We start from the raw sequence: 26,103 nt of genomic DNA on the forward strand, positions 1-26,103 counted from the left end.
TGTTTATGTTAAAAAAAGCACACATTGGAGAAGTACAAGTAAGTATCTGGGACGACCAACAGCGCCAGGTGCTCGCCCATCAAAATGTTAACCTCCTGTAAGAGTCGACAAAAAAAGAAAACAAAATCTTTAGCCTTTCGTTTAAATAATTGAAAGGTTTTTTTATGCGAAACTTCATCATTTTGCTCTATATTTTTGCTATTTCCGGACTCACGGCCCTTGTCAGTTGTAATACTGAAAGTCGACAACAACAAGCAGTCACGTCAACGAATAAAACTTCGAATTCCGACGAATTGAATGACAAGGACGGAACTATCCAATTTCGACGCACAAAAGTTGCCAAAGAACGGGATACACTGTCTTTTGACCTCCCTCAGGAGGCACGGGTCCGGATCAAACTAAAAACGCCAACTAATACGGGTAATTTACGTATCAATCAGCTGATCATGCCAGACGGTACAGCTGACGGTCCCTATGGTCGAGAGCTCAGCGATAGTCTTACCAAAATCGGCACTTACCAGATTATTATTGGTGAAAGCTTAATGCAAGGTGATCCGTACGCCGGTGATTATTTTCTGAAAATTGAAATCGATTAAGATTTAATACAACACGATTAAACAATCCGTGTTCCAAAAAAAATATGTGAACATCGATTTCACTCAAAATCAAACGTCACGCGAACTCATATATACCGCTCCTCACTTAACTAAGTTTATAACCGATATATTCAGATAATTATCTTAAATTTAGTTAAATTTGCCAATTGAATTTCGAACAGAATAAAAAAATATGATTATACAACCACGAGTAAGAGGTTTTATCTGTCTAACTTCGCACCCAGAGGGGACTGCTGAAAATGTCAAACAACAGATAGAATACGTAAAATCTAAGGGTAAAATTACCGACGGGCCCAAAAAGGTTTTAGTTATTGGAGCGTCAACAGGTTTCGGTTTAGCGTCGCGTATCTCCGCCGCTTTTGGTTCGGACGCCGCGACAGTTGGGGTATTCTTTGAAAAGCCCTCTGCGCCTGGAAAGCCTGGGACAGCTGGATGGTATAATACAGCTGCATTTGAAGAACAGGCTATTGAAGCCGGTTTATACGCTAAAAGTATCAATGGTGATGCTTTCTCAGACGAGATAAAAAAACAAACCATTCAGTTAATAAAACAAGACCTAGGACAAGTTGACCTTGTCGTTTATTCGTTAGCGTCACCACGACGTACTCATCCTAAAACAGGTGTTGCACATTCTTCAGTGTTGAAACCAATTGGGCAAGCGTTCACAAATAAGACAGTAGACTTCCATGCCGGCGTTGTTTCAGATATATCTATACAACCAGTTGAAAACCAAGAAGATATAAACAATACTATCGCTGTGATGGGAGGCGAAGATTGGAAGTTTTGGATTGAAGAATTGAAAAATGCCGGAGCACTTGCCGAAGGCGTCAAAACTGTTGCATACTCTTACATCGGTCCTGAACTAACCTACCCTATTTATCGTAACGGCACTATCGGAAAGGCTAAAGATGACTTGGAGGCTACAGTTTCTACTTTAAATGAAATTTTAAAGGACTTAAACGGGATTAGTTATGTATCGGTCAATAAAGCTTTGGTAACGCAATCAAGCTCAGCAATCCCTGTGGTACCTCTGTACATTTCATTGCTTTATAAAGTCATGAAAGAAAAAGGGATCCATGAAGGAACAATCGAGCAAATGCAACGTCTGTTTTCTGAGCGGTTGTATAACGGAGCTGAAATTGCATTAGATGAAAAAGGGCGTATTCGCGTTGACGATTTAGAAATGCGAGAAGATGTTCAACAGGAGGTCGCTAAACTTTGGGAACAGGCTACGACCGATAATCTGGAAGAAATATCAGACATCATAGGTTACAGAAATGAATTCTTCCACCTTTTCGGTTTCAACTTTGAAAATGTCAATTACGACGCCGACACAAACGAGGTTGTGGAAATACCTAGTATTAAAGGGCAATCCTAATCCTACTCAAAAGGCGATAATTTAAAATTATCGCCTTTTCTATAAGCTCGAGCTCCCCGCTTGCGCTAGAAGTCGATATCGCCAAATTCAGTTATCGGCCTTTCCTAAATAACAAATAATCTAGACTGAATTTCCCAGGCCCGATGAATAACAGTGCGAGATAACCAACAAAAAAAGCAGTGCCTAGTTCATACTTCCCTAGTAGCTCCCAATCATGTACAGAGAAGATGACCAACGTGGTGATTAACAATGGAATAGTTGCGAACCGGGTAAAGAGACCTAAAACCAAGAATATGGAACAAAAAAACTCAGCAAAAATTGCAAGGCCAAGTGAAAAAGTTCCTCCTAAGCCCATAAAACTCAGAAAGCTATCCCTACGTTCGTTAAACTCGATCAGTTTCACATAGCCATGATTTGGAATCATTAAAATTCCGAATCCAACCCTTAGAATTAGTGCCCCAAAATTGGAAGAAAACGTACCTTTAGGTACAGACAGAAAATAGTTCTTCATAAATCAAATCGGTTGTTATTTTCATATGAGTATATTCAACGAACAATTAGTCAATGAATGCTCATTTGAAAAAAATCATGCCCAGCATCGTAATTTAAGACCTGAGCATGTATTTCATTTCGTAATATTTTTACTTCTATTTTAAATGTGCTCTGAGCATCCACGCCGTTTTTTCATGCTTTTCAATTATACCCACCAAAAAATCTTCCGTACCAGCATCGTGATGTTCTTCGCTCACCGCGTCAAGCTGCTCACGGACAAATGTGATAATAGACTCATAATCCCCGAGCAATTCCTTGATAAGCCCTTGCGAATCATATTTAGTATAACGCATTTCGTCAAGTTGCGATAGCTCTAGAAATTCTTTCATGGTCCCTGCAGCATACTGACCAATCGCTCTAATGCGTTCTGCAATCTCGTCTATGGTTTCGCTCAACTCGTCATAAAGACTTTCAAAAAATAAATGTTGCGCGTGAAAATCTGAACCTTCCACATTCCAATGAGCATTTCTTACTTTAACATAGAGCACGTGCTCATCTGCTAGTAGTTTATTTAAAATAACAGCTACTGCCTGCGTATCTTTTTCCTTAATACCAATATTTGTTTTCATCCTTATTCGATTTTATTTAACTCAAATTAATTATTTAATAACGACTCGCCTCGTCTAACCGCCCAATATCATCTGGAGAAAGGGCTAGTTCAACGGCCTGCGAAAACGATTCTAAGTGACTTTTTTTCGTAGCACTTGCAATGGGTGCTGCTACGCTTGGTTTCGCAAGAAGCCAAGCTAAGGACACAGCAGATGCTGTGGTATCATATTGGCTTGCAAGATCAAGCACGGTACTTATGATCTTTATCCCTCGGTCATTCCAATATTTCATCTTAACTCCTTCGCTCCGAGGAGATTCTGAAAAATCGGCTTCATTTTGATACTTTCCTGTCAAAAATCCACTTGCAAGCGAGTAAAACGGAATCACCGAAAGTTCATGCCTCTCGGCCAATACTTGATATCCCTGCTCAAAGCCTTCTCGGCTATATAGATTGTACTCGGGTTGTAACGTCTTATACATAGGGAGCTCGGTTTGTTTGCTCAGTTGAATTGAAGCTTCCAAACGTTCCGGCGAAAGATTAGACGCGCCTATATAACGTACCTTTCCTTGTTTTATTAACTCCTCATATGCTCGAAGCGTTTCTTCAATAGGCGTCTCTACTTGATCAAAATGCGTCTGATAAAGATCTATATAGTCCGTTTGCAATCGCCTTAAAGAATGCTCCACTTCTATCAAAATATGTGCACTTGTTGTGTTTGGCCTAGGATTATCTGCATAAACTCCTCCAACCTTAGTCATCAAGATGATTTTGTCCCGATTACCACGCTGAGCCATCCAAGATCCTAAAATCGCTTCGGATTCTCCTCCTCTATTTCCTGGCACCCAATAAGAATACTGGTTCGCCGTGTCGATAGCGTTAAAGCCCCGATCAACATATGAATCAAGGATATCAAAAGACGCATTTTTATCAAGGGTCCATGAGAACACGTTCCCTCCAAATATTATCGGAGCAATTTTTAGATCCGTTCTATTTAGTTGTATCTTTTCCATCTACCTTTCTTTGATTATTGAACAAGATACGAATTTATACAAAGCCATGCGATTAATCGAAGTCCATATTAATGTCAAAAATACCAACGAGTTTGCTACTTTTGTGCCGGCAAACAAAAGAGATATGACAAAGGAGACACCGCCGTTTTTCCATGAATTCAAAACGGATATCACAGGATACCCGTTACCAAAGAAATTTACGTTCCCATTTTGTTATAATCCAGATGCATTAAGTATCTGTGCGTCAATCGAACTGCAAGATTATCTCGAAAATCAAACTGACTTTCAACATAATTTTGGCTTGCAGCCGATGGAAGGACTTATTATCGGCAAAATGTTTGGTGTGTTAGTCGTACAAACACAGGACCAAAAACTGGGTTATCTTGCAGCGTGTTCAGGCAAACTAGCTGGGAGCAATCAACATCAATATTTCGTACCTCCAATATTCGATATGTTAACCAAGGACAGTTTTTTTTTACATGAGGAAATACAGATAAATGCACTCAACCGAGAAATTGAGAAATTGGAATCCGCAAGTTTCCTATCACAAAAGCGAGAGCTTTTAAATGAACTACGTCAAAAGGCAGACATAGAACTTGGAAACTTTCGTCGTCATATGAAAATTCAAAAAAGTATCCGAAAAACAAAACGGGAAACAACCAAAGATATTCTATCGCAAAACGAATATGCGATTTTAATTGACGACCTTATTAAACAGAGTTATCGGGATCAGCACGAGCAGCAAGTCTTAAAATCAGAATGGAATGCTAAAATTCAAATTGTAGATCTAGAGATCCAACGACTAGAAGCAGAAATCGAGAATCTAAAGACAATGCGTCGAACAAAATCCTCAACGTTACAACGGCAATTATTTGATCAATATCGTTTTTTAAACATTGATGGGGAACAAAAAAGTTTGTTGGACATTTTTGAAATTGAAAAACAAATAGTACCTCCAGCTGGTGCAGGTGAATGCGCTGCACCTAAACTACTTCACTATGCATTTGCAAATCGACTAAAACCAGTCGCGATGGCCGAGTTTTGGTGGGGAGCTTCCCCGTCATCGGAAATACGAAAACATAAAAACTTTTACCCAGCGTGCAAAAATAAATGCGAGCCCATATTATCCCATATGCTAAAAGGCCTGCCGGTAGATCCGAACCCCTTGTTAGAGAACCCTGCTAGAAACAAAGAACTTGAAATCATTTACGAAGACAACGCTATAGTTGTCATCAATAAACCAGAAGAATTTTTATCCGTACCGGGAATACATATCCAAGATTCTGTTTACCATCGGATCGTACATCGCTATCCGGAAATAACCGGACCCGTAATAATTCACAGACTAGATATGTCAACCTCAGGTATCATCATCCTTGCGAAAAATAAGCGAGCCCATCAATTCATACAGGATCAGTTTATTCGCCATACTATTGTTAAACGATATACGGCATTGCTGGAAGGTATAGTTAAACAACAAGAAGGTCTCATAGATTTACCACTTCGCGTCGATTTAGACGACAGACCCCGTCAGATGGTCTGTTACGACTATGGAAAACCTGCCGAAACTCGTTTTAAGGTTGTCGCATATGAAAATGGGAATACGAGGATTCATTTTTTTCCACTTACCGGACGTACGCATCAATTGCGCGCTCATGCAGCACATCAATTGGGACTAAACCACCCCATCGTTGGCGACGACCTTTATGGACAGAGAGCCGATCGTCTACATTTACACGCTGGATTTATCGAATTTATCCATCCTGAAACTCGAAATACGATAGCATTCAACGTCGCAGACCCCTTCTAATTCGAAGAAAAATCAGACGAAAGTCACAATCAAATAAATAAGTTTAAATCCTTTTTGAATAAATTAAAGTATAACTACTTTTGTTAGACTTTTTAAAACATTGACCTTGTTGGTACAAAAGTCAATCTGTAAAATACTTCAAAGGTATGTCTATTCAATACATAAAGGATTTAAAAAAACATATAATTGGTTTAATTGGAATACTATTGCTTTCGTTTTCTTCCTTGGGCCAGACGGTGCATATAAAAGGTAAAGTAATGGACGTTACCAATAAAGAGCCTGTGGGTTACGCCACGGTAGCAGCGATTGGGACAAGTTACGCTACTTCCACAGATGACGCAGGTGATTTTCACTTGGAGATCAAACCGGGATATTCGAAAATCCGTGTATCGTTTGTCGGTTATGTCTCTAAAGACTTGACAATTTCAACGGATGGCTATCAGGAGATGGTTGTTTACTTAATGCCTGAGGAAAACACCATCGAAGCTGTCTCTGTTAAAGCCCCTAAGCGATCAAAATACTCCAATAGAAACAATCCTGCTGTAGAACTTATTCGCAAGGTTATTGATCATAAAGACCAAAACCGGCTAGCGGGCTACGATTACGCTCAATTTCAGCAGTATGAGAAAGTATCTTTAGGGTTAAGCAATCTTTCAGAAAAGTTTAAAAACCGGAAGATATTTAAGAACTATCAATTTCTGTTCGAGAAAGACGACTCCAGTCATGGTAATCCAGAATCAGGTTATACATTACCTGCGTACATCGAAGAACGACTATCCAAAGTCTTTTCTCGGAGAAAGCCAAACAAAATCAAACAATTGATAATCGCCGAACAACGAGCACAATTCGATCCCAAGTTTGTCGACAACGATGGGTTGAGCACTTATTTCAACAAACTCTACCAAGATATTGACATTTACGATAGCAACATCGAACTGGTAACCAACCAGTTTTTAAGTCCTATCGCGGGGTCGTCACCGACATTTTATAAATTCTATATTACCGATACGATTAAAACACAAACGCCCTACTTAGTGGAATTAGCATTTTTCCCCCGAAATAAGGCTGACATGCTATTTCAAGGAAAGCTATACATCACATTAGATGGCAAATACGCTGTGAAACGCGCTGAGCTAAGCGTTTCTAATGACATCAATTTGAACTTTGTTCGCGATCTTGACGTTAAATTAGATTTCGAACAGGATCCTGAAAAAAAGTATTATTTAAAAACAAGCTCATTGGGTTTAGATTTCTCATTAACAAACAAGGGGACGGGAATTCGAGGAAACAGGACAGTTACGTATGATCAATTTAAAACAGGAATCGTGCAACCGGACAGCGTCTATGAAGGTGACGATGTAGTGCGAGTTTATAAGGAGAAGGATGAAAAAGATAAGGTGGAGACTGAAGAATATTTAGCGACGCATCGCCCTATTCCGCTTCAACCCAATGAAGTGAACATCTATCATAATGTAGACACACTTCAACTAATCCCGTCGTTTCAGCGCTTTATGGACATCAGTTCGTTAGTTTTGTCAGGGTTTAAGCAAGCTGGCCCTCTGGAAATCGGTCCAGTAAACACCTTTTACAGTTTCAATCCTGTTGAAGGATTCCGCCTGCGTGTAGGCGGTCGGACAACGGATCGACTGAGTAAGAAATTTTACGCCGAAGGATACACTGCATATGGTTTTAAGGACCAGAAATGGAAATATTTTATCGCCGGGACTTATGCGTTAAACAATAAGTCAGTGTACACATTCCCGCAGCACTATTTACGTGGCTCGGTGATGCGTGATACCAAAATACCTGGACAAAATTTAGAATTTGTGCAAGAAGATAATTTCCTATTGTCCTTTAAACGCGGGGAAAATTTAAGATACCTATATAACGATATCTATCGTTTAGAGTATAAACGGGAATTTGAAAACAATTTTTCATACACTATCGGACTGTCAAAATGGAAGCAGCAAACTGCGGGTATCCTGAGTTATCAACAAGTTGACAATTTGGGTAACAAAACCGTATTTGACGAATTGAATACAACGGAGCTATCCGTGAGTCTACGCTACGCTCCTCATGAAGAATTTTATCAAGGTAAAAATTACAGAACTCCACTATTCAACAAATACCCTATATTTTACCTCAACTACGTTGGGGGATTAAAAGATATATTACAAGGTGAATATAACTACCATAACTTCACTCTAGGTGTGGACAAACGTTTTTATTTTTCACAGCTGGGTTATGCGGATGTAAACCTTGAAGGAAATTATATTATAGGGGATGACATTCCTTTTCCTTTTTTGAACATACATCGGGCCAATCAAACATATGCATATCAACTTCGCTCCTATAACTTAATGAATTTCTTGGAGTTCGTAAGTGACCAATCTGTTGCTACCAACGTTCAATATTACATGAATGGTTTTATCCTTAATAAAATACCTTTAATAAAAAAGCTTCAATGGAGAGAAGTCTTCAGTGTAAAAGCGATTTATGGAGGACTACGCGAGAGCAACAATCCGGCTTATAACCAGGAGGTATTTCAATTTCAAAAAAATGAAAATGATGAACCAATTACCTATGGTTTTGGGTCAAAACCGTATGTGGAAGCAAGCGTCGGTTTAACAAACATCTTCAAATTTGTGCGTGTAGATTATGTTCGGCGACTCAACTACACTGACCTTCCTGATGCACCAAAACATGGGATTAGAGTGCGTGTTAAATTTGATTTCTAAAAAAGTACATTCATAAATTTTTAATCTAGCCGGTGTGCTCTAAGGAAATATCTCAGTTGTGGACGTTATGGATGAACGCAGTTTAGACAACTGGAAACTGAAGTCACATTCTTTTTATTAAATATTTTCTGTATTTTTAAAGAGTCAACTTCATACAGCCCTATGTACCCTCAGAAAATACGACAAGCTTACCACTACCCGACCATGACCAGTGCCGACCTAGATAAACTGGTCGAGCATCATGAAAGAATAACTTTTAAAAAAGGAGATTTATTACTCAAAGAAGGGCAAATCAGCGATAGCTATTACATATTAGAGGATGGCATTGTGAGGTCCTATATATATGACTACCAAGGAAATGATATCAGTACAAATTTTTTCTGCAAGGATGAGCTTGTGATCGAGGTGGCATCGATTTTTCACCACATCCCCACACAAGAAAATATGGTCTGTCTTACAGACTGCGTATTATGGGAAATTAAATTCGGTGCATTCCAAGGCCTATTCGAGTCCATTCCCGCTCTAACGGAATGGGGGCGAGCTTGGATGGCGCTTCAGCTACTACTTACGAAAAAACGAACTCTTGATATCATTAGTCTCTCAGCGATAGATAGATATACGCTTTTATTAGAAGAAAAACCTCAAATTCTACAACAAGCACCTTTAAAACATATAGCAAGCTATTTGGGTATTACGGACACATCATTAAGTCGAATTCGAAAGGAGTTGGTCGGCAAATAGACAGGTTCTAAAATATGTCATTCATACACCACTAACTCGCTGACAATCAATATATTTACCCTGAAACAAATGGGTATTCATTAGCTTATCATTAATATCTACTACAGGTTCGTAAAAATCACCCCCACAAGTATGTCCCACATCATCCTATCGTACAATAGCGACTAATTCTTGTCCTAGGACAAGTTGTCTCCCTTTCACTTTTAATAAGTTTGTGCTAGTAACCTCGATCAATAACGTCCATATGACTCATTCATTTACGCCGGCATCAACAATTACACTAATGATAAATGAGGACTGCTTTCAACAGACACTTGCATTTTACCGCGACATTTTACTACTAAATGTAAAGCAAATCGAATATAATCGACCTGATATACTTTTAGCGCATGAAATTGAATTTGGTTCAAACATATTAATATTGTTCTGTGTTAAACAAAACAACAGCTTCGAGCTAGAGCTAACGACAGAAGATTTAAATGCTGCATTTAATTATCTTCAAGTTAATGAAATAAATACAACGAAAGCGAATGGAGGTCGAAAACAGTTGAATGTCAAGGACCCTTCTGGCAATAAATTAATAATAACTGAACGTAGTTAAACAAAACAAAATGGAGCCAATTACGATTAAAAACATTGTAAAGAACAGAGTTGAAACGGTTTGGAATGCTTATAATTCTGAAGAAGACATAAAAAAATGGAACCAAGCTTCCGAAGACTGGCACTGTACGAGCACAACGAATGACTTACGTATCGGAGGAAAATTTAGATATAGGATGGAAGCTAAAGATGGTAGTGCTGGATTTGATTTCGAAGGTACCTACACGGCGCTTGATCCATTTGCACGCATCGCATACACAATGAATGATGGCCGCAAGGTAGAAATTAGATTCAAACCCAAAGATGACGCAACAAAGGTGACTGTTACATTTGATCCCGAATCTATAAATCCAGCAGAATCCCAGCGCGAGGGTTGGCAAGCAATCTTAAACAGTTTTAAGGCATATGTGGAACACGTATATGGAACCGGCACATCATAGATGTATAATACTGATATGACCAAAAACAAAACATATTATACAAATGACAATATCGTCTCCTTTTTGGAAACGATTAGTGATGAACAAAAGAAAAGAGAAAGCTATCAACTCCTTCAATTAATGTCAGAAATAAGCGGCGAAGAACCTAAAATGTTCGGTAGTTCGATCATCGGATTTGGCAAATACAAATACATCTATGATAGTGGGCATGCTGGTGAAGCACCGTTGATTGGATTTTCACCCAGAAAACATGCATTTTCGTTATATGTATACTACGGATCTGAAAGCCAGAAAAATCTTCTTTCTAAACTTGGTAATTTCAAAACTGGAAAAACGTGTATTTATGTTAAAACATTATGCGATCTTGAATTAGAAATTTTAACCAAGATTATACAGGAAACAATTGAATTTCTCAGTCGGAAATATGAACGGATTCGTCCTGCTAATGATCAACTCAACAAACCTTTAAGAATAGAAAGACAATAAACCCCAACAGCGGTCCATTAGCAGCGATTAAATATAATTATAAGAATATCCAAAAAAATTAGTCATGAGACAGTACTCTACCAATTACTATAACACCTTGATTACCGTTGCAGAAGACACGAAAGCCGTTAAAGGAACAACACCTCCCCACGACCCCGTGAAACCAACTATAGGATCCATGCAATTCGACATGATAACTTCCGCCCCACTCAATTACACTTCTGATGAAATACTATTTAACATACACGCACAGCGCTCGGGAATTGAATCTTCCGAATATGAAACGAAAAGAAAACTCTTCTTTGCTAAAGGACAACCGTGCTTACGAACCTCTGTTTTAGCTAAATCCTACGGTTGGGGAATATACGCAGACCAATCTGGGAAGATCAAACTTATCGACATGGCAGCTGAGGAATATAACAGACTGTTAGATGACATTAATGTCTCCAAAATCAGCGCTATGCGATCAAAAAGAACAAAAATATGAAACCTTCCATTTCTACCGTTGACGACTATATTAATCTATTTTCTCCCAATGAGCAAAAGCTTCTCATAGAGATCCGCACAATTATTTCTAAAACCGCTCCGCTAGCCAAGGAAACAATAAATTATGGAATGCCGACATTCCAATGGAACGGGAATCTCATTCATTTTGGTTTATTTAAAAAACACTTAGGGATTTACCCCGGATCAACGGCAATTGAACATTTCCAGGACGATCTACGTAACTATAAAACCAGCAAAGGTGCTATTCAGATACCGTTAGATCAACAATTACCAGAGGTGCTGATTACGCAAATAATTCAGTTCAATCTGGATAATCTACGTGACAAAAAGAGTCCAGACTGGAAACGGTATGCTAGCACCTGGAACCAGGAAATCAAAAAAATACAGGAAATCCTAAATACATTCCCGCTGAAAAAAACTTTGAAATGGGGAAATGAGGTCTACACATATAACAATAAAAATGTTGTTTCCTACGGAGGTTTCAAAAATCATTTCGCATTATGGTTTTATGATGGAGTGTTTATTAACGACACCGAAAAAGTACTGGTGTCCGGATCGGAAGGCAAAACAAAATCATTACGCCAGTGGCGTTTTCAGAGAGGACAAGAAATCCCCGAAGCAAAAATAAGAAACTATATTGAACAGGCAATTCAAATCGTTATCGACGGAAAATCGTTAACACCACAACCCACAGCCATAAAATATGCAGATGGATTACTCAAAGAAGCGATCACAGAAAATGCCTCTCTGGAAAAGAAATTTAACGAGTTATCGCAGGCAAAAAAAAATGAGTATATATCGTATGTTAATGAAGCAAAACAGGACAAAACAAAAGTTAATCGTATACAGAAAATTATACCGTTAATTCTCGACGGGAACGGCTTGAACGATAAATACAAAAAAGAAAAACTGTAGGAAGGGCACATTATTCAATCGCAGTTCTTATTATCTTTGTCAAAAGGAGAAACCATAATGTCCACAAAAGAAGAAAAAATAGTTAATTTTGATCCCTCGCAGCCAGGGCTGGCGGACGCCAGTATTTACGGCCTTCCCTTCACCGCTGAAGAAAGCGAAATCATCATAATCCCCGTGCCTTGGGAGGTTACTGTAAGCTATGGTGCCGGCACTTCATTAGGCCCGGAAGCAATTTTAGACGCTTCATTTCAAGTTGATTTACTTCACGAAGATTTTCCAGAACTATGGAAGCTGGGAATCTTTATGGACGAGATCCCGGAGGATTGGAAGTTTGAAAGTCAACGACTAAAGACGCTCGCGCAACCAATCATCGAAGCTCTTGAAAATGGTGAAGATGTTCAAACACTTAGTATCCTTAAAGAAAATCAAGAAACCATAAATGAAGCCTGCCGGAGTCTTAATATGCGTTTAGAAGAACGGGTGCAATTCTGGATTGCCAAAGGAAAAAAAGTTATTCTTTTGGGAGGAGACCACTCGACGCCGCTAGGATATTACAAGGCTCTTGCTGCTAATTACGGAAATTTCGGCATCCTACATTTCGACGCACATATGGACTTGCGTGACGCTTATGAAGGTTTCACCTACTCGCACGCCTCAATTATGTTTAATACGATACAACTGCCCCAGGTGACTAAGCTTATTCAAGTGGGCATACGGGATTTTTGTGAGCAAGAGGCTAGATTGGCCATCGAGTCTGAAAAAATCCATGTTTTTACCGACAAACATCTAAAGAGTAAACAATTTGAAGGTGAAACATGGAGTAACCAAGTTGATCAGATTATCGATTTGTTACCAGAAAATGTCGCGATTAGTTTTGACATTGATGCCCTATATCGTTGGTATTGTCCGAACACCGGAACTCCTGTACCTGGTGGATTATCCTATGAACAGGCAACCTATATGTTGAGTAAACTGGCGAATTCCAATCGGAAAATCATTGGAATCGATCTTGTCGAAGTAGCTCCCGGTGAAGATGAGTGGGACGGAAACGTCGGCGCTCGCTTACTCTTTCATCTGTGCGGCGTATTCGCCAAAAATAATGGGTTAAACACGGGGGAGGCAATTAGATTCTAATTTTTTAAGTAACTAAAATCGCTTCTACACAACACATGTAGAAGCGAGTTACGCTACCGCCTTTTTAAAACCAGCACCGTCTAGTCTGTCGCCACGCGTTTCCACCCTTCTCGATGCAACCATCACGAAGTTCAGTCCACCCCTTTCAATTCTTGCCATAGGGCAAGGGATTCTTGGATAAGCGATTGTAATTTTGATATGCTAAGAAATTTATTTTCAACCAGCGGTTTCGAAAACCAAAAGGATCAGAATTTGTTTCACTTTCAGGAAATAGAAAGGAAGTCAAATAGATGTTCCGAAAATACAATTGGAAAAATAAATATTTAGTAGCAAAAAACATGAGTGAAAGACACATTAAAAAGTCGGCCGTCTAATGCTATACGGCAGCCAAGAATAAACAATTTAACACATTTTTTTCAACTAACAATATATAATATCATGGCGAAATTACATGCTTATTTAAATTTTAACGGAAACTGTGAGGAAGCATTCTCTTTCTACCACACCGTATTTGGCGGTCCAGAACTTATTTCTCATCGTTTTAAAGATCTACCAGATGACCCAAACGCGACTTTAAGTGATGCAGATAAAAATAAAATCATGCACACCTCGATAAAAATCAACGATAGTGTGATGCTCATGGGATCTGACTGCGTCGATAGTTTTGGACAAAAAGCGGTATTCGGCAACTCTACATACATAATGCTCGACACCGATACCGCCCAGGAAGCTCGCGATCTATTCGGCAAATTAAGTGTAAACGCTAAAAAATTGGAGATGGATCTAGAAGAGACATTTTTCGCGGAGTTATTCTCATCATTCATTGATCAATTTGGCGTAGCTTGGATGGTTCACTACGAAGGTAACAAGAAAATGGACTTCTAATTCAAGAGCCTAACCGCACGGTATTTTATCAAAAACGTTTGGTTGGGCCTATAAAACTTAAATTGCTAATCAACCACATAATTTATTCGCGATGAAAATTTTAAAATACCTTCTATTTGTAATTCTAGGTATCATTTTACTGGTACTCATCGTTGCACTTTTCCTGCCCAAGGAATTTCAAGCTGGCAGCAAAATCGTTATAAACAAACCCAGCTCACAAGTTTATAATTATGTGTCCTCCCTTAAGAATCAGGGAAATTTTGATCCTTGGTCCGAACAAGATCCTAATATTATACGGAAATTTGACGGAGTTGATAAAACGATCGGATTTACTTATGAATGGGAAAGCAAAAAGGTGGGAAATGGGAAACAAGTTATCACTAGGCTCGACCACGATAAACGTGTAGAGATGGACATCTATTTTGAAGGAAGTGATATTGCCAACAAATCGTTTTTTGAAATTAGACCTCTGAATGAAGGTCAAAGTGAAATTTCGTGGGTAATTAACGGAAGCATACCCTATCCCTTCAATATTGTGACCCAATTTTATAATATGGATAAAGATTTCAAACGCGGCCTTGAAAATCTAAAACTAATAATGGAAAAACAATAATGGGAGATTCCTTATATCCTGCAGTTTGGTTTGACAACAACGCTGCAGAAGCTTTCGAGTTGTATTGTAAACTATTTCCCAATAGCAAAATCAGGGAATCAAATACCTTAGTTGTATCGGCGAACCTATATGGAACTCCGCTCATAGGTATCAACGGAGGACCTATTTTTAAACCAAATAACTCCATTTCCTTTATGGTCATCTGCGAAGATAAGTCTGAAATAAGTCAATATTGGAGAATCCTCGAGAGTGGTGGAACCATATTAATGCCCATCCAAGAGTACCCATGGAGCCCCTACTATGGTTGGTTGAACGATAAGTATGGTGTAGGATGGCAGCTATACTTGGGTAAGCGCAGCGACGTAAATAATCAATCCATTGTGCCTACTTTGATGTTCTGTGGTAAACAACAAGGTCGATGTAACGCTGCTTTACAGTTTTACGAATCGTTATTCCCCTCCTTCAAGCAACAAGGTATTCTTCAATACGAGGATGGAGATGTTAAAGGACAAATTATGCATTCTCAATTCACAGCCAATGGATTTACTATGATGGCAATGGACAGTGGCGTACCCCAAGATTTCACTTTCAACGAGGGAATTTCGATCGTCATTCCCTGTACTGACCAAAAAGAAATTGATTATTATTGGGACGCGATAACCAAGGATGGGGATGAAAGTCAATGCGGTTGGTGCAAAGACCAGTTTGGCGTAAGCTGGCAAATCGTTCCGAAAAATCTGGACGAAATACTTCAAAATCAACCAGAGGCTTGGAAAAACCTAATGAAAATGAAAAAAATAATTATAAATCGGTTGATCGACTAAATTTACAATCTATGGTACTAACAGCAAATGCGGAAATACAAATTCTTAAACCCACTTCTGTGGTCTTCAAAGCAATAGTAGAGCCAGAAATGATGAGAAATTATTTTATCGCTCATTCTACGGGTAAATTGCAACAGGGGATTACAGTATCTTGGTCTTTCCCTGAATTTCAAGGTACTTTTCCAGTAACGGCGAAGGAAATTAAAATTGATTCATACATATCATTTGACTGGAGCGGCGGAGAAAAAAATCAACTAGTTGAAATTTTTCTCAGCTCGACAAAGGAAGATAATACTATTGTCAAAATCGTCGAAAATCAAATGGACGAATCGCTCGACGGAATCCAAAAAATGAAAAAACAAACTGAAGGTTGGGCCAATTTCCTAGCTTGCCTAAAGGCCTTTCTTGAATACGGGATCAATCTTCGTAAAGGAGCATTTGATTACATGCAAAACAATGGATAAAAGCATAACATATATTATTTTGCTTCGGGCGGTGAATGTTTCCGGAAAAAACATCATTAAAATGGCAGACCTGAAGGCAGTATTAATAAATGCAGGTTTTACCAATGTATTAACTTATATCCAAAGCGGTAACATTATTCTCGATGCGTTTGCCTCCTCGGAGGAAGTACAGCATAAAATTCAACATCTCCTAAAAGAGTCGTTTGAACTAGATATTAAAGTTTTTGTTCGAAATAATGAACAACTGCAGTCAATAGTGCAAAACATACCTTCGCGTCAACCAATAGAACCCAACAAATTATATATTACCTTCATTGACAAGACCCCATCCAAGAATGCGATAGACACACTTTCGAAGATCGACTTTGCTCCTGAATGGTTTTTTCTAGATAATTCCACATTATATTTTTACTTGCCAAATGGCGCAGCAAAAACAAAGCTGAGCAATTCATTTTTCGAGCGTAAGCTTCAAGTCAATGCTACCGGCAGAAACCTAAATACCGTCAAAAAATTAATTGAACTCAGCCAAAATTAACAATGGAGATCAAGATTTCTAAAAACTGTGGAAATTCACCAAAAATGCAGCGGGTTATAGAATTGAACAAATACTATGCAGCGTCTAACATACAAAAAATCCTAACCTTTCTTGCCGATGACGTTCAGTGGCGCATCGGCGAAGATGTGTTTTTAATCGGCATTAAGGACGTCTCTTCTTATTTAAACAAAAAACTGCAAGACAAAAACGCCGATGGATTAACGTTAGAATACGTCCTGTCTCATGGAAAATTAGCTGCGGCACATGGGAAACTAACGTACGAGAACGAAGCAATTTTGTTTTCTGATTTCTACGAATTTACATCTGCCTCGTCAAGTTCAAAAATTAAAAGAATTACTTCATCATCCCGTTAGTTAAATAATGTCAAAAACTTCATAACAAGAGATCAGGGGGCAAATTTTCAGAACAGTTGTAAGTATATTTAGGACATCAAACTTACATTATGGAAATTCCCCAAAACACATTAGAATATTGGCCTCCGATTAAGCGTATCCTATTCCGTTTTTCAGCAGTTTTTATTGTTACGTTCATCGCCATAAAAAATAACGGTGCATATTCGTTTCTAGGAATGTTGACGCATCCATTATTAAGTCTTTTTAAGGTAATTATCCCCTGGTTTGCTGAAAAGATTCTTCATTATCAATATGATTATGCCATTTTTACTAATGGAAGCGGAGATACCTCGTACGACTGGGTATCTCTTTTAATCATTTTTCTCTTTGCAGTCCTCAGCACATTAATTTGGAGTATCATTGACAGAAGAAAAATAAATTATAATACGAGTTATTATTGGCTGACCGTTTTAATTCGATATTATATCGCTTTTATGCTCATCAACTACGGCGTGACCAAACTAATTCATGCACAAATGTTACCACCGACGTTAAATAGATTAACACAACCCCTTGGTGAATTTTCCCCAATGGGCCTAGCTTGGACTTTTCTTGGCTATTCAAAAGGTTATAATATCTTCATGGGCATTGTCGAGGTTTTAGCAGGATTCCTACTTTTCCGGCGTACTGTTGTTTTAGGAGCGCTAATCACGACAGCCATCAGTATCAACATCATGACGATCAATTACTTCTTTGATGTTCCTGTAAAAATGATCTCTACCGCGCTATTTTTATTTTCACTTTTTTTGCTATTACCTTACCGACATGCTTTCTACCTATTTTTATTGGCGGGAAAATCGAGTCAGTTACCACGACCTTATTTAATACCCTATAAACCAGCAAGAAGGCTTTGGATCAGAAACATCAAGATTCTTGTAATAGCACAATTTATCGTTCCGGTATTATTTTCAATACCAAAAACACAAAAGCTAATTGCCCAATACCAAAAAAAATCTCCGTTACACGGGATTTATCAAATTTCGGAAGCAAAGCCCGATCAAACAAGTATCCCAAAAGACTGGTCCCTAATTATTTTCGAATTTGAAAACAACGCGTCTATTCGGGATAGATACTACAACAAAATACATAAACAGTATTCAATCGACACGAGCAAAAGGACCTTATCGATTAACAATTATACCTTTAATTATAGCAAACAAAACAACGGTGACATTGTGCTTAATAAACAGATTAATAGTCGAATCGAAGAAATCCGATTAACAAAAATAAATCACGAAGAGTTTGAACTTATCAACAGAAAATTCAATTGGATACAGGAATACCCATATAATAGGTAAAATTTACACAAACATACCGAAGTTCTGTTGCACTAATGTTGCGAGTTCATCTACTGGTAAGGATGAAGATTTACCGTCTTTAATGGACCAAACACGTGATTCTAAATCAAACGATAGATCGAATTCTTCCTCACGTCCCGAATCAATAATTCGGAAATCATGTGTTTGAGGGTTATAAGTTGCATCAAAATCAATTAGCTCTCCATTCACAGTATGCTGAAATTTTCTGTTGAAGTTCATATTTAAGAGTATTTAATATCCTTAAATATAACAGTTACTCAGCAAGTATCAACTATATTTCGATTAATTTTTTTCCATTCGAACTTAAAGATTCATTCTGTTTTGGGGAACTATATTGAAAATTATAGCACAAAAAAAGCTCCTCATATGAGAAGCTTTTTCGGGTAAGTAATGGGGCTCGAACCCACGACCCCTAGAACCACAATCTAGTGCTCTAACCAACTGAGCTATACCTACCGTGTTTTGATGTCACAAAAGTAGAACAAATCTAGATATCCTCCAAATATTTTTAAACAAAAAGTGGACGTATAAGGGGAATAAGTTCATTTCTAACAAGATAATTTTATTGCTTGTATTGATGAATCCTCTCCAGACATTGAAAATTGTTCTGAAGGTATAGCATATCGTAAAAAATCACCGGTTACAATCTAAATAACCGGTGATTTGAGCCTTGGATTTCTTTTAAAATAGAAGAATTAAATCAATTCCACGCTTCTTTTAACAAACGACGTCAAGTCAGCTCCTTGTAATAGCCCACGCGACAACAAAGCAAGATCAAAGGCCTGTTTAGCAAGCTTCTCTCCTTCTTGTTCGTCACACTCGATAATTCGTTTAACTAAAGGATGGTTACCATTCACAGTTACCTTATAATTGTCCGGCAAAGTACCATAAAATCCCATTCCTCCTCCAGTTTTAGCCATATCTTTCATTCGACGCATAAATTCGTCTATGGTAACCGAAACAGGTAGATCGTCCGCTTGCAATGCATCAATCTCAACCTTCATATCTTGGCGTGATATTGCCTTTTCAAAGATAGATGAAGCTTTTTTTGAATCTTCTTCAGATAAACTTAATTCCAAGTTATCTTCTTTTGGTATCAATTTATCAACAACGTCTGCATCAACTCGCTTTGCCTGTATTTTTTCTCCACCTTTTTGCTCAATATACGCAGCGAAATGTGTATCTAATGGTCCATCCAATACCAACACATCATATCCTTTTGTTTTGATAGATGAGATAAAACCATCCTGTTGTGAAAGATCTGATGTATATAAATAGACAATGTTCCCATCTTTATCCACCTGAATATCTTTTACTTTTTCGTAATACTCTTTAAAAGTATAACTTTCCTCAAGTGTATTCTTTACTAAACAAAAATCATTTGCCTTTTCTGCGAATTTATCATCGCTAAGCATTCCATACTTAATAAACAACGAAATATCATTCCATTTACCTTCGAAGTTCTTACGATCTGCCTTGAAAATTTCATTTAGCTTGTCAGCAACTTTCTTCGTGATATAATTGTTAATCTTTTTGACATTACTATCTGCCTGTAAGAACGAACGTGAAACATTTAATGGAATATCTGGGGAATCAATAACACCTTGAAGAAGCATTAAATATTCTGGGACTATATCCTTGACCTCATCCGTAATGAACACCTGACGAGAGTACAGTTGTATTTTGTTGCGCTGAATCTCCAACTCGTTTTTCACCTTTGGGAAATAAAGTATCCCAGTCAGATTGAATGGATAATCAACGTTTAAGTGAATCCAAAATAATGGTTCATCCATCGAATACGGATAGAGCTCCCGATAAAACCCTAAATAATCTTCATCCGTCAGTTCAGATGGAGATTTTGTCCAAGCGGGGGCTATATTGTTAATGAAGTTATCTACCTCTATAGATTTATATTTAGGTTTACCCTCTTCGTCTTCACCATCTGGCAACGATTCTGTTTTGGTACCAAAACGAACCGGTACAGGAAGAAAACGAGCATATTTATTTAAAATTTCAGCTAAACGCTCCTTTTTTAAAAACTCAAGAGACTCTTCATTTACATGCAGAATAACATCTGTACCCCGATCTGTGCGAGAACCATTTGCTATTTCATAAGAAGTGCTACCATCACAGGTCCAATGAGCAGGTTCCGCCCCTTCCTGATATGATAAAGACTGAATCTCTACACTATCCGCCACCATAAAAGCAGAATAGAAGCCTAAACCAAACCGACCTATAATTTCGTTTGCATCATTCGCTTCTTTGAATTTTTCCATAAATTCAGTCGCACCTGAAAAAGCAATCTGATTAATATACTTCTTTATTTCTTCAGCAGTCATCCCAATACCACGATCACTAATAGTAATGGTTTTCGCCGTTTCATCGAACTTCACATCAACTGTTAAATCACCTAGGTCACCATTAAACTGGCCCAGAGACGATAACCGTTTCACTTTTTGCGAGGCATCAACAGCATTTGACACAAGTTCTCTTAAAAAAATTTCATTGTCCGAATACAGGAACTTTTTAATCACCGGAAAAATGTTCTCGGTATGAATCGAAATACTACCTTTTTCTTGCATATATCTTATTATTATTTACTATTAACTTTCGTAAAGGTCAACAAGGAACATTCCAATCAGTAATTTTAAGACAGTATGACAGTTTTATAAAAATGTAATTCACTTTAAAGTACATCTTGTCATTTATAGGATCTAATTAAGGTTGCCTAAGTAGTCATACATGAGTGAAGAGGCATTCGATAAAAAAGATTTACAAAAATTTGGCACAATAAATTAAGTATACTAACTTAGTAGAGTATTCAGAATTGCCAAGCAATACCAACCGAGTCTGTTACCACGGTGGTAAAATAATACGGGATGAAGCCAAAAAATAGTTTATAAACGCATATATTTTCTGGCCCAAAAAATTTCTGGACACAATTTATTCAATGTACACCTCTAAAATTAAATTGTATGTCAACAACTATTCAGCTTTCACGCCACTTATTGGAGCAGTTTACTTCCTACTCTATTTCCGAACTCATAATGCTCAACAATGACATTGTGGAAACTCGAGGTTGGGGTACCGATCGATCTACGTTTAGGAATGCTATCCTTAGAACACTTGTTAACAAGGGCATAGATATTTCACCGATCATCACAAAAGAAGATGGTTTCAGCTCCATCCAGATTGTAAAGGTCAAAATCGAAAACAATGTTTTGCTTCCGGCCCGGTAATACCTATCCCACTAAGATGATCCTAAAGCTAGAAGAGCAAATGTACCTAACCAGTGGCTTCCCATATAATCGTCGCCAGAAATATTATCAATCGAAAATTGAATATGTTCGTTTGCGAGAGGTATCAAAGTTGGTTGTAATTTTGGTAACGCCCCAGATATTCCGTACAAACAATTCGCTCGGCTAAAATTTAGTCCGTCTAGGTGTACTAGTTTACCGTCCGTGCGATCACTAACAATCGCAGGTTGCAACATGGTGATTGACTGGTCAAACAAACTAGGGAGAAACGCCGCAAGCCAGTCCCTGTATGTATGAGAGTCCATGATTTTGCTCATTAAATTTGCTTCTTCTAAACAAGGAGACAAAAAGTCATAACCACTAGGTTCGTAGCTAAGGTTGCAGCTAACATCGTTCTTAAAAAAGCGCTCACTATTCACTTTGATTGAATTTAAGAGATCGTCATCATGCGTACTTTTAGCATATTCAAACATTAAACTAAGACTAAAAGCCGTATTGTCGTGCTGCCCTGTTCGGATAGGATATACGAGTTTACTCAAATACACTTGTGTTCTCTCGGATAAAAGATCGACTAACGGTTGAAGGATTTGTGACCAATTCTTTGCATCTTCGTCTTGCCATTCGAGCAATTCCTGTTGCAATTTAAATAACCATGCCCATCCGTAAGTCCGCTCAAAACTCATATTATTTTGGTCATTAAAAAATGCTAGTTCGACTTCGAGATTCTCTTTTGTTATATGAGATCGCAGAAGGTTTCTCACTCGTCCCTCGCTATCAAGCTCTGGAAACTGTTTCAATAACCTGACAATAGACCAGTAACCATGAACTGAGGAATGCCAATCAAAACATCCATAGAATATCGGACGCAAAGATTTGGGTGTTTTCAGATCCTTAGCGGCACCAATCACCTGACCTAATTTGTTCGGATATTCTACTGTCAAACAATGCGTCGGGAGTTCAAATATTCGACGTGCTTGAGCAGAATCAATTCGCAGCATTTTATTTTCTATTTCTTTTTCTTCGCCATTGTTGCTTTCGTGCTGACATGACAAAGAGGTCGTGATAGCCGTAAATGCACCTACTATCATAAAAATTTTGATTACTTTCATAGAAAACAAAAGTTAAGTCCATGTGTATTATTAATTGACAATTAAAAATAGGAACATTAATTGTTATCTAAATAATAATTAAAATAAAATGAAATAAAATTATGAACATCTCTGATTTAATAACCGGTGGCATAGGTTCTAAAGCCACATCAGCAATAGCTAACACAATTGGTGTCAGCGAGTCTAAAGCTAAATGGATAATGGCTGCGGCTGTACCTTTGATGATTGCTGCGTTAAATTATAACGCGAAAAACAAGGGCCAGGAAGAAGCGATCGATAAAGCGGTCAATCAACACAGTAGCGGTGGGTTATTAGACAAACTAGGAGGATTACTTGGTGGAGACTCGAATGAGGAAGGAAATAAAATCGTCCAACATATGTTCGGAAATAATACTACTGTCGTAACCGACACGGTTGCTCAAAAATCTGGCTTGAGTAAAGAGCAAGTTGGCGGAGTTTTGGCAACTTTAGCACCTATTGTAATGAGCTACTTAGGTCAACAGAAAAATCAAAACTCAACCGGTGGAGGCGGAATTGGTGATCTAATGGGATCCATCCTGGGAGGGAGTTCCTCGTCCGATTCAGCAGGTGGGTTAGGAGGTTTATTAAGCGGTGTCTTTGGCGGTGGGACTCCACAGGGTGCGCAATCATCTACCGAAAGTTCAACAGATGTCCTTGGAGATCTAGCGGGAGAATTTTTTAATAAGGATAAAGACCCGCAAAGCAAAGGCAATATATTAGAAAGCATCGCCGGAATGTTTTCGAAATAGATCCCATTCAAACCGAAAATACAGCCACATACAAGATAAATAACATCGTTAATACCGACAGCATATTTACCTTTGTATGTGGCTTTTACCTTTTGTTTTAAAATTTTATTGGTACCATTCGAATAGAAACCCTAGATTTGCGCTCTCATTGATTATCCATGAACAAAGCACTTATCGCCTTATCACTAGGCGGCTTAGCAATCGGGATGACAGAATTCACAATGATGGGAATTCTACCGGATATTGCTAAAGATTTACAAATTGATATTCCTACAGCAAGTAACCTTATTGCACTTTATGCACTAGGGGTTGTTGTGGGTGCGCCAACATTAGTTGCATTTACGTCCAAACAATCGCCAAGAAACGTACTCTTGTTTCTGATGTTATTATTTTTTGTATTCAACGGCCTTTTTACGATTGCCCCCAACAAAGTGCTTCTTTTAATTTCACGATTTGTAGCGGGCCTTCCTCACGGTGCTTTCTTTGGTGTAGGATCGGTAGTTGCGGCAAAACTTGCGAAGCCGGGTAAAGAGGCACAGGCAATCTCTGTGATGTTCACGGGTATGACTATTGCAAACCTTGCAGGGGTGCCCTTAGGAACATATATCGGACAGCACTATTCGTGGCGTATTACCTATGGTGTCATCAGTCTTTTGGGTTTAGTTACATTTCTCGCCATCTATTTTTGGATGCCAAAATTCCCAGCAAATAAAAAAAATGATATCATGCATCAAATACGATATTTTCTGCGTTGGGACGCTTGGCTAATGGTAGCAATAATAGCCATCGGCACAGGTGGATTATTTGCATGGATTTCATATATAGCCCCTTTAGTAACCGATGTTTCCAAGATACCTGCAAAACATGTCCCCCTAATTATGATTCTTATTGGACTGGGAATGTTCTTTGGCAATATCATCGGAGGCAAACTAGCCGACACCTTCTCTCCCTCTAAAGCTGCTATTTCTAGTTTTTCAGCAATGGCCATATGTCTTGTTGTCGTGTTTTTTACAGCCCACATCACTTCACTTGCATATCCCATGGCGTTTATTACCGGAATGATATCATTTTCAATTGGCCCTTCCTTACAAATGATGCTAATCAACAATGCAAAGGGAGCCGAGACATTCGCCGCCGCCGCCGGACAAGCTAGTTTTAATATAGGTAACACATTAGGAGCATATATGGGCGCTATCCCTATAACGTTAGGATATGCGTATAATTACCCCTCATTAATTGGAATAGTTATGGCAAGCGGCGGAGCATTATTAGCTTACCTCTTCCTAGTGAAGGTCGTTCGAGCGAAGATGCACATATAGGCATTTTAATTGATTGGGGAAATCTTTCTTTGATATTCCCAAGCGACAACAAGTCGACCCATTAACGTGTATCGTGCTATTCCTTCTGGCTGATTATTATGGCGAAGATAACTTCCATATAAATGCGCAGATACAGTATTGATCCAGCTTCGGTATCCCTTCCAAAATTCCTTATCTGCATTATAATCTGATCGAACTTCATCAGACATCAGATTCAGGTAACTAGAATATTTGCTTTTATCCTGATAATATAGCGGACGTAGAAGATACTGTACAGTTTCATAATACGCGGCATACCGATACCACGGATTTGAATGGTCGCGGAGCGCAAGAAATGCAACGAAATTACACTCATCTTCCAACCCAATTCCCATCTGATGGGTCAATTCATGCGCAACGGTAAATGGATATGACGTTTTAGGCATCATTTGGTTGACGTGGACTTCTTGGGTAAAGGGGTTGAAATATCCCGTCACGGTAAAAAATGATATGAGATGACTCGAAATGGGATGTTTCACCTTTACTTGGGTCCTAGAAAGCATCGGAAATTTTTCAGAAGATGCTAACATCAACTGTTCGATGTCTGTTTCGGCTAGGGATCTGTCCTGTAAACGAATATCAATGCTTGCGCGTATCCTGTTTAAAGAGTCAATGTACCGCTCTACTACCGAAATATATTCATCTTGTGTGACTGATTGGACATCCAAAGAAAACTGCTTTTGCAAGGGCACACGATAGTAATTTTGCCCCCAACTTATATGGAAGTAAACATATGTCGCGAGCAAAAGGAGCATCAATTGCAATAGACGTAAAATTGTGCGTTTAAGAAATTTATTGCTAAGGGCGATCAGCGAAGAAACAAAAAAATATATAATTGCAACAAATAAACCGACGTATACAAGATCTCCGACACTAAATGGTATCCAGCTGAATAATCCTTTCGCAATACAAGAAAATAAAGGGTAAAAACCGTTTGCATAATATCGCTCAACAGCTTGTTCATCGCGAGAAAACCAACTGAGTAATATCGAAATTCCCAAAAACACCAGACCGACTATGATCAAGTATCGAAACTTTCTTGGACTTACATACCCCTTTTCGTTAACTTTCGTTCTCA

General features: G+C 38.4%; 28 protein-coding genes, 1 tRNA gene and 1 riboswitch. Of the genes, 21 read left to right on the forward strand and 8 right to left on the reverse strand.

Annotated features, from left to right (window positions below; all coding sequences use genetic code 11):
• Positions 1-164: 164 nt before the first annotated feature.
• Both HP439_RS07435 and fabV read left to right on the forward strand, forming a co-directional pair.
• Positions 165-596 (forward strand): hypothetical protein, encoded by a 432-nt coding sequence (locus HP439_RS07435; RefSeq protein WP_172389708.1) that lies wholly within the window; start codon positions 165-167, stop codon positions 594-596.
• A 193-nt stretch (positions 597-789) separates the two neighbouring features.
• Positions 790-1,995 carry an enoyl-ACP reductase FabV gene (fabV, locus tag HP439_RS07440; protein WP_172389709.1) on the forward strand — a complete coding sequence of 402 codons (1,206 nt, stop codon included), beginning with the start codon at positions 790-792 and terminating at the stop codon, positions 1,993-1,995.
• A gap of 91 nt (positions 1,996-2,086) precedes the next feature.
• Here fabV and HP439_RS07445 read toward each other — a convergent pair whose 3' ends face one another.
• The 3 genes from HP439_RS07445 to HP439_RS07455 form a co-directional block, all read right to left on the reverse strand.
• Positions 2,087-2,506 carry a DoxX family protein gene (locus tag HP439_RS07445; protein ID WP_172389710.1) on the reverse strand — a complete coding sequence of 140 codons (420 nt, stop codon included), beginning with the start codon at positions 2,504-2,506 and terminating at the stop codon, positions 2,087-2,089.
• Between the two features lie 136 nt (positions 2,507-2,642).
• On the reverse strand, positions 2,643-3,116 hold the full coding sequence (locus tag HP439_RS07450) for a Dps family protein (protein WP_172389711.1): 474 nt from the start codon (positions 3,114-3,116) through the stop codon (positions 2,643-2,645).
• 34 nt (positions 3,117-3,150) lie between these two features.
• Entirely contained in the window at positions 3,151-4,107 is a 957-nt protein-coding gene (locus tag HP439_RS07455) for an aldo/keto reductase (protein WP_172389712.1), read from the reverse strand.
• A 46-nt stretch (positions 4,108-4,153) separates the two neighbouring features.
• On the opposite strand from HP439_RS07455, the gene HP439_RS07460 reads away from it, so the two are divergent.
• From HP439_RS07460 to HP439_RS07535, 16 genes are all read left to right on the forward strand, one after another.
• The gene (locus HP439_RS07460) at positions 4,154-5,917 is read left to right on the forward strand and encodes an RluA family pseudouridine synthase (protein ID WP_246229298.1); all 1,764 of its coding nucleotides are present in this window, start codon (positions 4,154-4,156) and stop codon (positions 5,915-5,917) included.
• Between the two features lie 146 nt (positions 5,918-6,063).
• Complete coding sequence (locus tag HP439_RS07465; RefSeq protein WP_172389713.1) at positions 6,064-8,655, forward strand: DUF5686 family protein; 2,592 nt, start codon at positions 6,064-6,066, stop codon at positions 8,653-8,655.
• A 162-nt stretch (positions 8,656-8,817) separates the two neighbouring features.
• Positions 8,818-9,396 carry a Crp/Fnr family transcriptional regulator gene (locus HP439_RS07470; protein ID WP_172389714.1) on the forward strand — a complete coding sequence of 193 codons (579 nt, stop codon included), beginning with the start codon at positions 8,818-8,820 and terminating at the stop codon, positions 9,394-9,396.
• Between the two features lie 244 nt (positions 9,397-9,640).
• Positions 9,641-9,997, forward strand: a complete 357-nt coding sequence (locus tag HP439_RS07475) for a VOC family protein (RefSeq protein WP_172389715.1) — start codon at positions 9,641-9,643, stop codon at positions 9,995-9,997.
• A gap of 10 nt (positions 9,998-10,007) precedes the next feature.
• A complete protein-coding gene (locus HP439_RS07480; protein WP_172389716.1) occupies positions 10,008-10,436 on the forward strand; it encodes an SRPBCC domain-containing protein in 429 nt (142 codons plus the stop codon).
• A gap of 15 nt (positions 10,437-10,451) precedes the next feature.
• Positions 10,452-10,922, forward strand: coding sequence for a DUF1801 domain-containing protein (locus HP439_RS07485; RefSeq protein ID WP_172389717.1), 471 nt, complete (start codon positions 10,452-10,454; stop codon positions 10,920-10,922).
• 64 nt (positions 10,923-10,986) lie between these two features.
• Positions 10,987-11,409: a DUF6157 family protein gene (locus tag HP439_RS07490; protein ID WP_172389718.1), complete on the forward strand. Its 423-nt coding sequence runs from the start codon at positions 10,987-10,989 to the stop codon at positions 11,407-11,409.
• A complete protein-coding gene (locus HP439_RS07495; RefSeq protein WP_172389719.1) occupies positions 11,406-12,344 on the forward strand; it encodes a DUF1801 domain-containing protein in 939 nt (312 codons plus the stop codon). The genes HP439_RS07490 and HP439_RS07495 overlap by 4 nt, the downstream gene beginning before the upstream one ends.
• Before the next feature lie 57 nt (positions 12,345-12,401).
• Entirely contained in the window at positions 12,402-13,478 is a 1,077-nt protein-coding gene (locus HP439_RS07500) for an agmatinase family protein (RefSeq protein WP_172389720.1), read from the forward strand.
• 438 nt (positions 13,479-13,916) lie between these two features.
• Positions 13,917-14,363: a VOC family protein gene (locus HP439_RS07505; RefSeq protein ID WP_172389721.1), complete on the forward strand. Its 447-nt coding sequence runs from the start codon at positions 13,917-13,919 to the stop codon at positions 14,361-14,363.
• A gap of 91 nt (positions 14,364-14,454) precedes the next feature.
• Positions 14,455-14,976: an SRPBCC family protein gene (locus HP439_RS07510; protein WP_172389722.1), complete on the forward strand. Its 522-nt coding sequence runs from the start codon at positions 14,455-14,457 to the stop codon at positions 14,974-14,976.
• Positions 14,976-15,800 carry a VOC family protein gene (locus HP439_RS07515; RefSeq protein ID WP_172389723.1) on the forward strand — a complete coding sequence of 275 codons (825 nt, stop codon included), beginning with the start codon at positions 14,976-14,978 and terminating at the stop codon, positions 15,798-15,800. The genes HP439_RS07510 and HP439_RS07515 overlap by 1 nt, the downstream gene beginning before the upstream one ends.
• An 11-nt stretch (positions 15,801-15,811) precedes the next feature.
• Positions 15,812-16,264, forward strand: a complete 453-nt coding sequence (locus tag HP439_RS07520; protein WP_172389724.1) for an SRPBCC domain-containing protein — start codon at positions 15,812-15,814, stop codon at positions 16,262-16,264.
• A complete protein-coding gene (locus HP439_RS07525) occupies positions 16,257-16,799 on the forward strand; it encodes a DUF1697 domain-containing protein (protein WP_172389725.1) in 543 nt (180 codons plus the stop codon). The genes HP439_RS07520 and HP439_RS07525 overlap by 8 nt, the downstream gene beginning before the upstream one ends.
• A 2-nt stretch (positions 16,800-16,801) precedes the next feature.
• The gene (locus HP439_RS07530) at positions 16,802-17,173 is read left to right on the forward strand and encodes a nuclear transport factor 2 family protein (protein WP_172389726.1); all 372 of its coding nucleotides are present in this window, start codon (positions 16,802-16,804) and stop codon (positions 17,171-17,173) included.
• Between the two features lie 89 nt (positions 17,174-17,262).
• Positions 17,263-18,510 (forward strand): DoxX family protein, encoded by a 1,248-nt coding sequence (locus HP439_RS07535; RefSeq protein ID WP_172389727.1) that lies wholly within the window; start codon positions 17,263-17,265, stop codon positions 18,508-18,510.
• A 3-nt stretch (positions 18,511-18,513) separates the two neighbouring features.
• Here HP439_RS07535 and HP439_RS07540 read toward each other — a convergent pair whose 3' ends face one another.
• The 3 genes from HP439_RS07540 to htpG all read right to left on the reverse strand — a co-directional run bounded on the left by HP439_RS07540 (position 18,514) and on the right by htpG (position 21,113).
• Positions 18,514-18,750: a hypothetical protein gene (locus HP439_RS07540; RefSeq protein WP_172389728.1), complete on the reverse strand. Its 237-nt coding sequence runs from the start codon at positions 18,748-18,750 to the stop codon at positions 18,514-18,516.
• Between the two features lie 163 nt (positions 18,751-18,913).
• Positions 18,914-18,987: transfer RNA gene (locus HP439_RS07545), tRNA-His, on the reverse strand.
• A gap of 239 nt (positions 18,988-19,226) precedes the next feature.
• Positions 19,227-21,113: a molecular chaperone HtpG gene (gene htpG / locus HP439_RS07550; protein WP_172389729.1), complete on the reverse strand. Its 1,887-nt coding sequence runs from the start codon at positions 21,111-21,113 to the stop codon at positions 19,227-19,229.
• Between the two features lie 230 nt (positions 21,114-21,343).
• A riboswitch (SAM-I-IV-variant riboswitch) is annotated at positions 21,344-21,434 on the forward strand.
• Between the two features lie 72 nt (positions 21,435-21,506).
• On the opposite strand from htpG, the gene HP439_RS07555 reads away from it, so the two are divergent.
• Positions 21,507-21,770 carry a 5-oxoprolinase gene (locus HP439_RS07555; RefSeq protein WP_172389730.1) on the forward strand — a complete coding sequence of 88 codons (264 nt, stop codon included), beginning with the start codon at positions 21,507-21,509 and terminating at the stop codon, positions 21,768-21,770.
• Positions 21,771-21,781: 11 nt separating this feature from the next.
• Here HP439_RS07555 and HP439_RS07560 read toward each other — a convergent pair whose 3' ends face one another.
• Positions 21,782-22,897 carry a DUF2891 domain-containing protein gene (locus HP439_RS07560; RefSeq protein ID WP_246229299.1) on the reverse strand — a complete coding sequence of 372 codons (1,116 nt, stop codon included), beginning with the start codon at positions 22,895-22,897 and terminating at the stop codon, positions 21,782-21,784.
• Positions 22,898-22,998: 101 nt separating this feature from the next.
• Between HP439_RS07560 and HP439_RS07565 the strand changes: the two genes are divergently transcribed.
• Both HP439_RS07565 and HP439_RS07570 read left to right on the forward strand, forming a co-directional pair.
• On the forward strand, positions 22,999-23,667 hold the full coding sequence (locus HP439_RS07565) for a DUF937 domain-containing protein (RefSeq protein WP_172389731.1): 669 nt from the start codon (positions 22,999-23,001) through the stop codon (positions 23,665-23,667).
• A gap of 158 nt (positions 23,668-23,825) precedes the next feature.
• Positions 23,826-24,986, forward strand: a complete 1,161-nt coding sequence (locus HP439_RS07570) for an MFS transporter (protein ID WP_172389732.1) — start codon at positions 23,826-23,828, stop codon at positions 24,984-24,986.
• A 5-nt stretch (positions 24,987-24,991) separates the two neighbouring features.
• On the opposite strand, the gene HP439_RS07575 is transcribed toward HP439_RS07570, so the two are convergent.
• The coding region (locus HP439_RS07575) for a DUF3810 domain-containing protein (protein ID WP_172389733.1) at positions 24,992-26,103 on the reverse strand (1,112 nt) is incomplete at its 5' end.

It is taken from the genome of Sphingobacterium shayense (genome assembly GCF_013179575.1).
Lineage (GTDB): Bacteria > Bacteroidota > Bacteroidia > Sphingobacteriales > Sphingobacteriaceae > Sphingobacterium > Sphingobacterium shayense.

Coding starts and splice junctions, on each gene's coding strand:
- HP439_RS07435 (WP_172389708.1), top strand. CDS start 165: ATGCGAAACTTCATCATTTTGCTCTATATTTTTGCTATTTCCGGACTC.
- fabV (WP_172389709.1), top strand. CDS start 790: ATGATTATACAACCACGAGTAAGAGGTTTTATCTGTCTAACTTCGCAC.
- HP439_RS07445 (WP_172389710.1), bottom strand. CDS start 2,506: ATGAAGAACTATTTTCTGTCTGTACCTAAAGGTACGTTTTCTTCCAAT.
- HP439_RS07450 (WP_172389711.1), bottom strand. CDS start 3,116: ATGAAAACAAATATTGGTATTAAGGAAAAAGATACGCAGGCAGTAGCT.
- HP439_RS07455 (WP_172389712.1), bottom strand. CDS start 4,107: ATGGAAAAGATACAACTAAATAGAACGGATCTAAAAATTGCTCCGATA.
- HP439_RS07460 (WP_246229298.1), top strand. CDS start 4,154: ATGCGATTAATCGAAGTCCATATTAATGTCAAAAATACCAACGAGTTT.
- HP439_RS07465 (WP_172389713.1), top strand. CDS start 6,064: ATGTCTATTCAATACATAAAGGATTTAAAAAAACATATAATTGGTTTA.
- HP439_RS07470 (WP_172389714.1), top strand. CDS start 8,818: ATGTACCCTCAGAAAATACGACAAGCTTACCACTACCCGACCATGACC.
- HP439_RS07475 (WP_172389715.1), top strand. CDS start 9,641: ATGACTCATTCATTTACGCCGGCATCAACAATTACACTAATGATAAAT.
- HP439_RS07480 (WP_172389716.1), top strand. CDS start 10,008: ATGGAGCCAATTACGATTAAAAACATTGTAAAGAACAGAGTTGAAACG.
- HP439_RS07485 (WP_172389717.1), top strand. CDS start 10,452: ATGACCAAAAACAAAACATATTATACAAATGACAATATCGTCTCCTTT.
- HP439_RS07490 (WP_172389718.1), top strand. CDS start 10,987: ATGAGACAGTACTCTACCAATTACTATAACACCTTGATTACCGTTGCA.
- HP439_RS07495 (WP_172389719.1), top strand. CDS start 11,406: ATGAAACCTTCCATTTCTACCGTTGACGACTATATTAATCTATTTTCT.
- HP439_RS07500 (WP_172389720.1), top strand. CDS start 12,402: ATGTCCACAAAAGAAGAAAAAATAGTTAATTTTGATCCCTCGCAGCCA.
- HP439_RS07505 (WP_172389721.1), top strand. CDS start 13,917: ATGGCGAAATTACATGCTTATTTAAATTTTAACGGAAACTGTGAGGAA.
- HP439_RS07510 (WP_172389722.1), top strand. CDS start 14,455: ATGAAAATTTTAAAATACCTTCTATTTGTAATTCTAGGTATCATTTTA.
- HP439_RS07515 (WP_172389723.1), top strand. CDS start 14,976: ATGGGAGATTCCTTATATCCTGCAGTTTGGTTTGACAACAACGCTGCA.
- HP439_RS07520 (WP_172389724.1), top strand. CDS start 15,812: ATGGTACTAACAGCAAATGCGGAAATACAAATTCTTAAACCCACTTCT.
- HP439_RS07525 (WP_172389725.1), top strand. CDS start 16,257: ATGGATAAAAGCATAACATATATTATTTTGCTTCGGGCGGTGAATGTT.
- HP439_RS07530 (WP_172389726.1), top strand. CDS start 16,802: ATGGAGATCAAGATTTCTAAAAACTGTGGAAATTCACCAAAAATGCAG.
- HP439_RS07535 (WP_172389727.1), top strand. CDS start 17,263: ATGGAAATTCCCCAAAACACATTAGAATATTGGCCTCCGATTAAGCGT.
- HP439_RS07540 (WP_172389728.1), bottom strand. CDS start 18,750: ATGAACTTCAACAGAAAATTTCAGCATACTGTGAATGGAGAGCTAATT.
- htpG (WP_172389729.1), bottom strand. CDS start 21,113: ATGCAAGAAAAAGGTAGTATTTCGATTCATACCGAGAACATTTTTCCG.
- HP439_RS07555 (WP_172389730.1), top strand. CDS start 21,507: ATGTCAACAACTATTCAGCTTTCACGCCACTTATTGGAGCAGTTTACT.
- HP439_RS07560 (WP_246229299.1), bottom strand. CDS start 22,897: ATGAAAGTAATCAAAATTTTTATGATAGTAGGTGCATTTACGGCTATC.
- HP439_RS07565 (WP_172389731.1), top strand. CDS start 22,999: ATGAACATCTCTGATTTAATAACCGGTGGCATAGGTTCTAAAGCCACA.
- HP439_RS07570 (WP_172389732.1), top strand. CDS start 23,826: ATGAACAAAGCACTTATCGCCTTATCACTAGGCGGCTTAGCAATCGGG.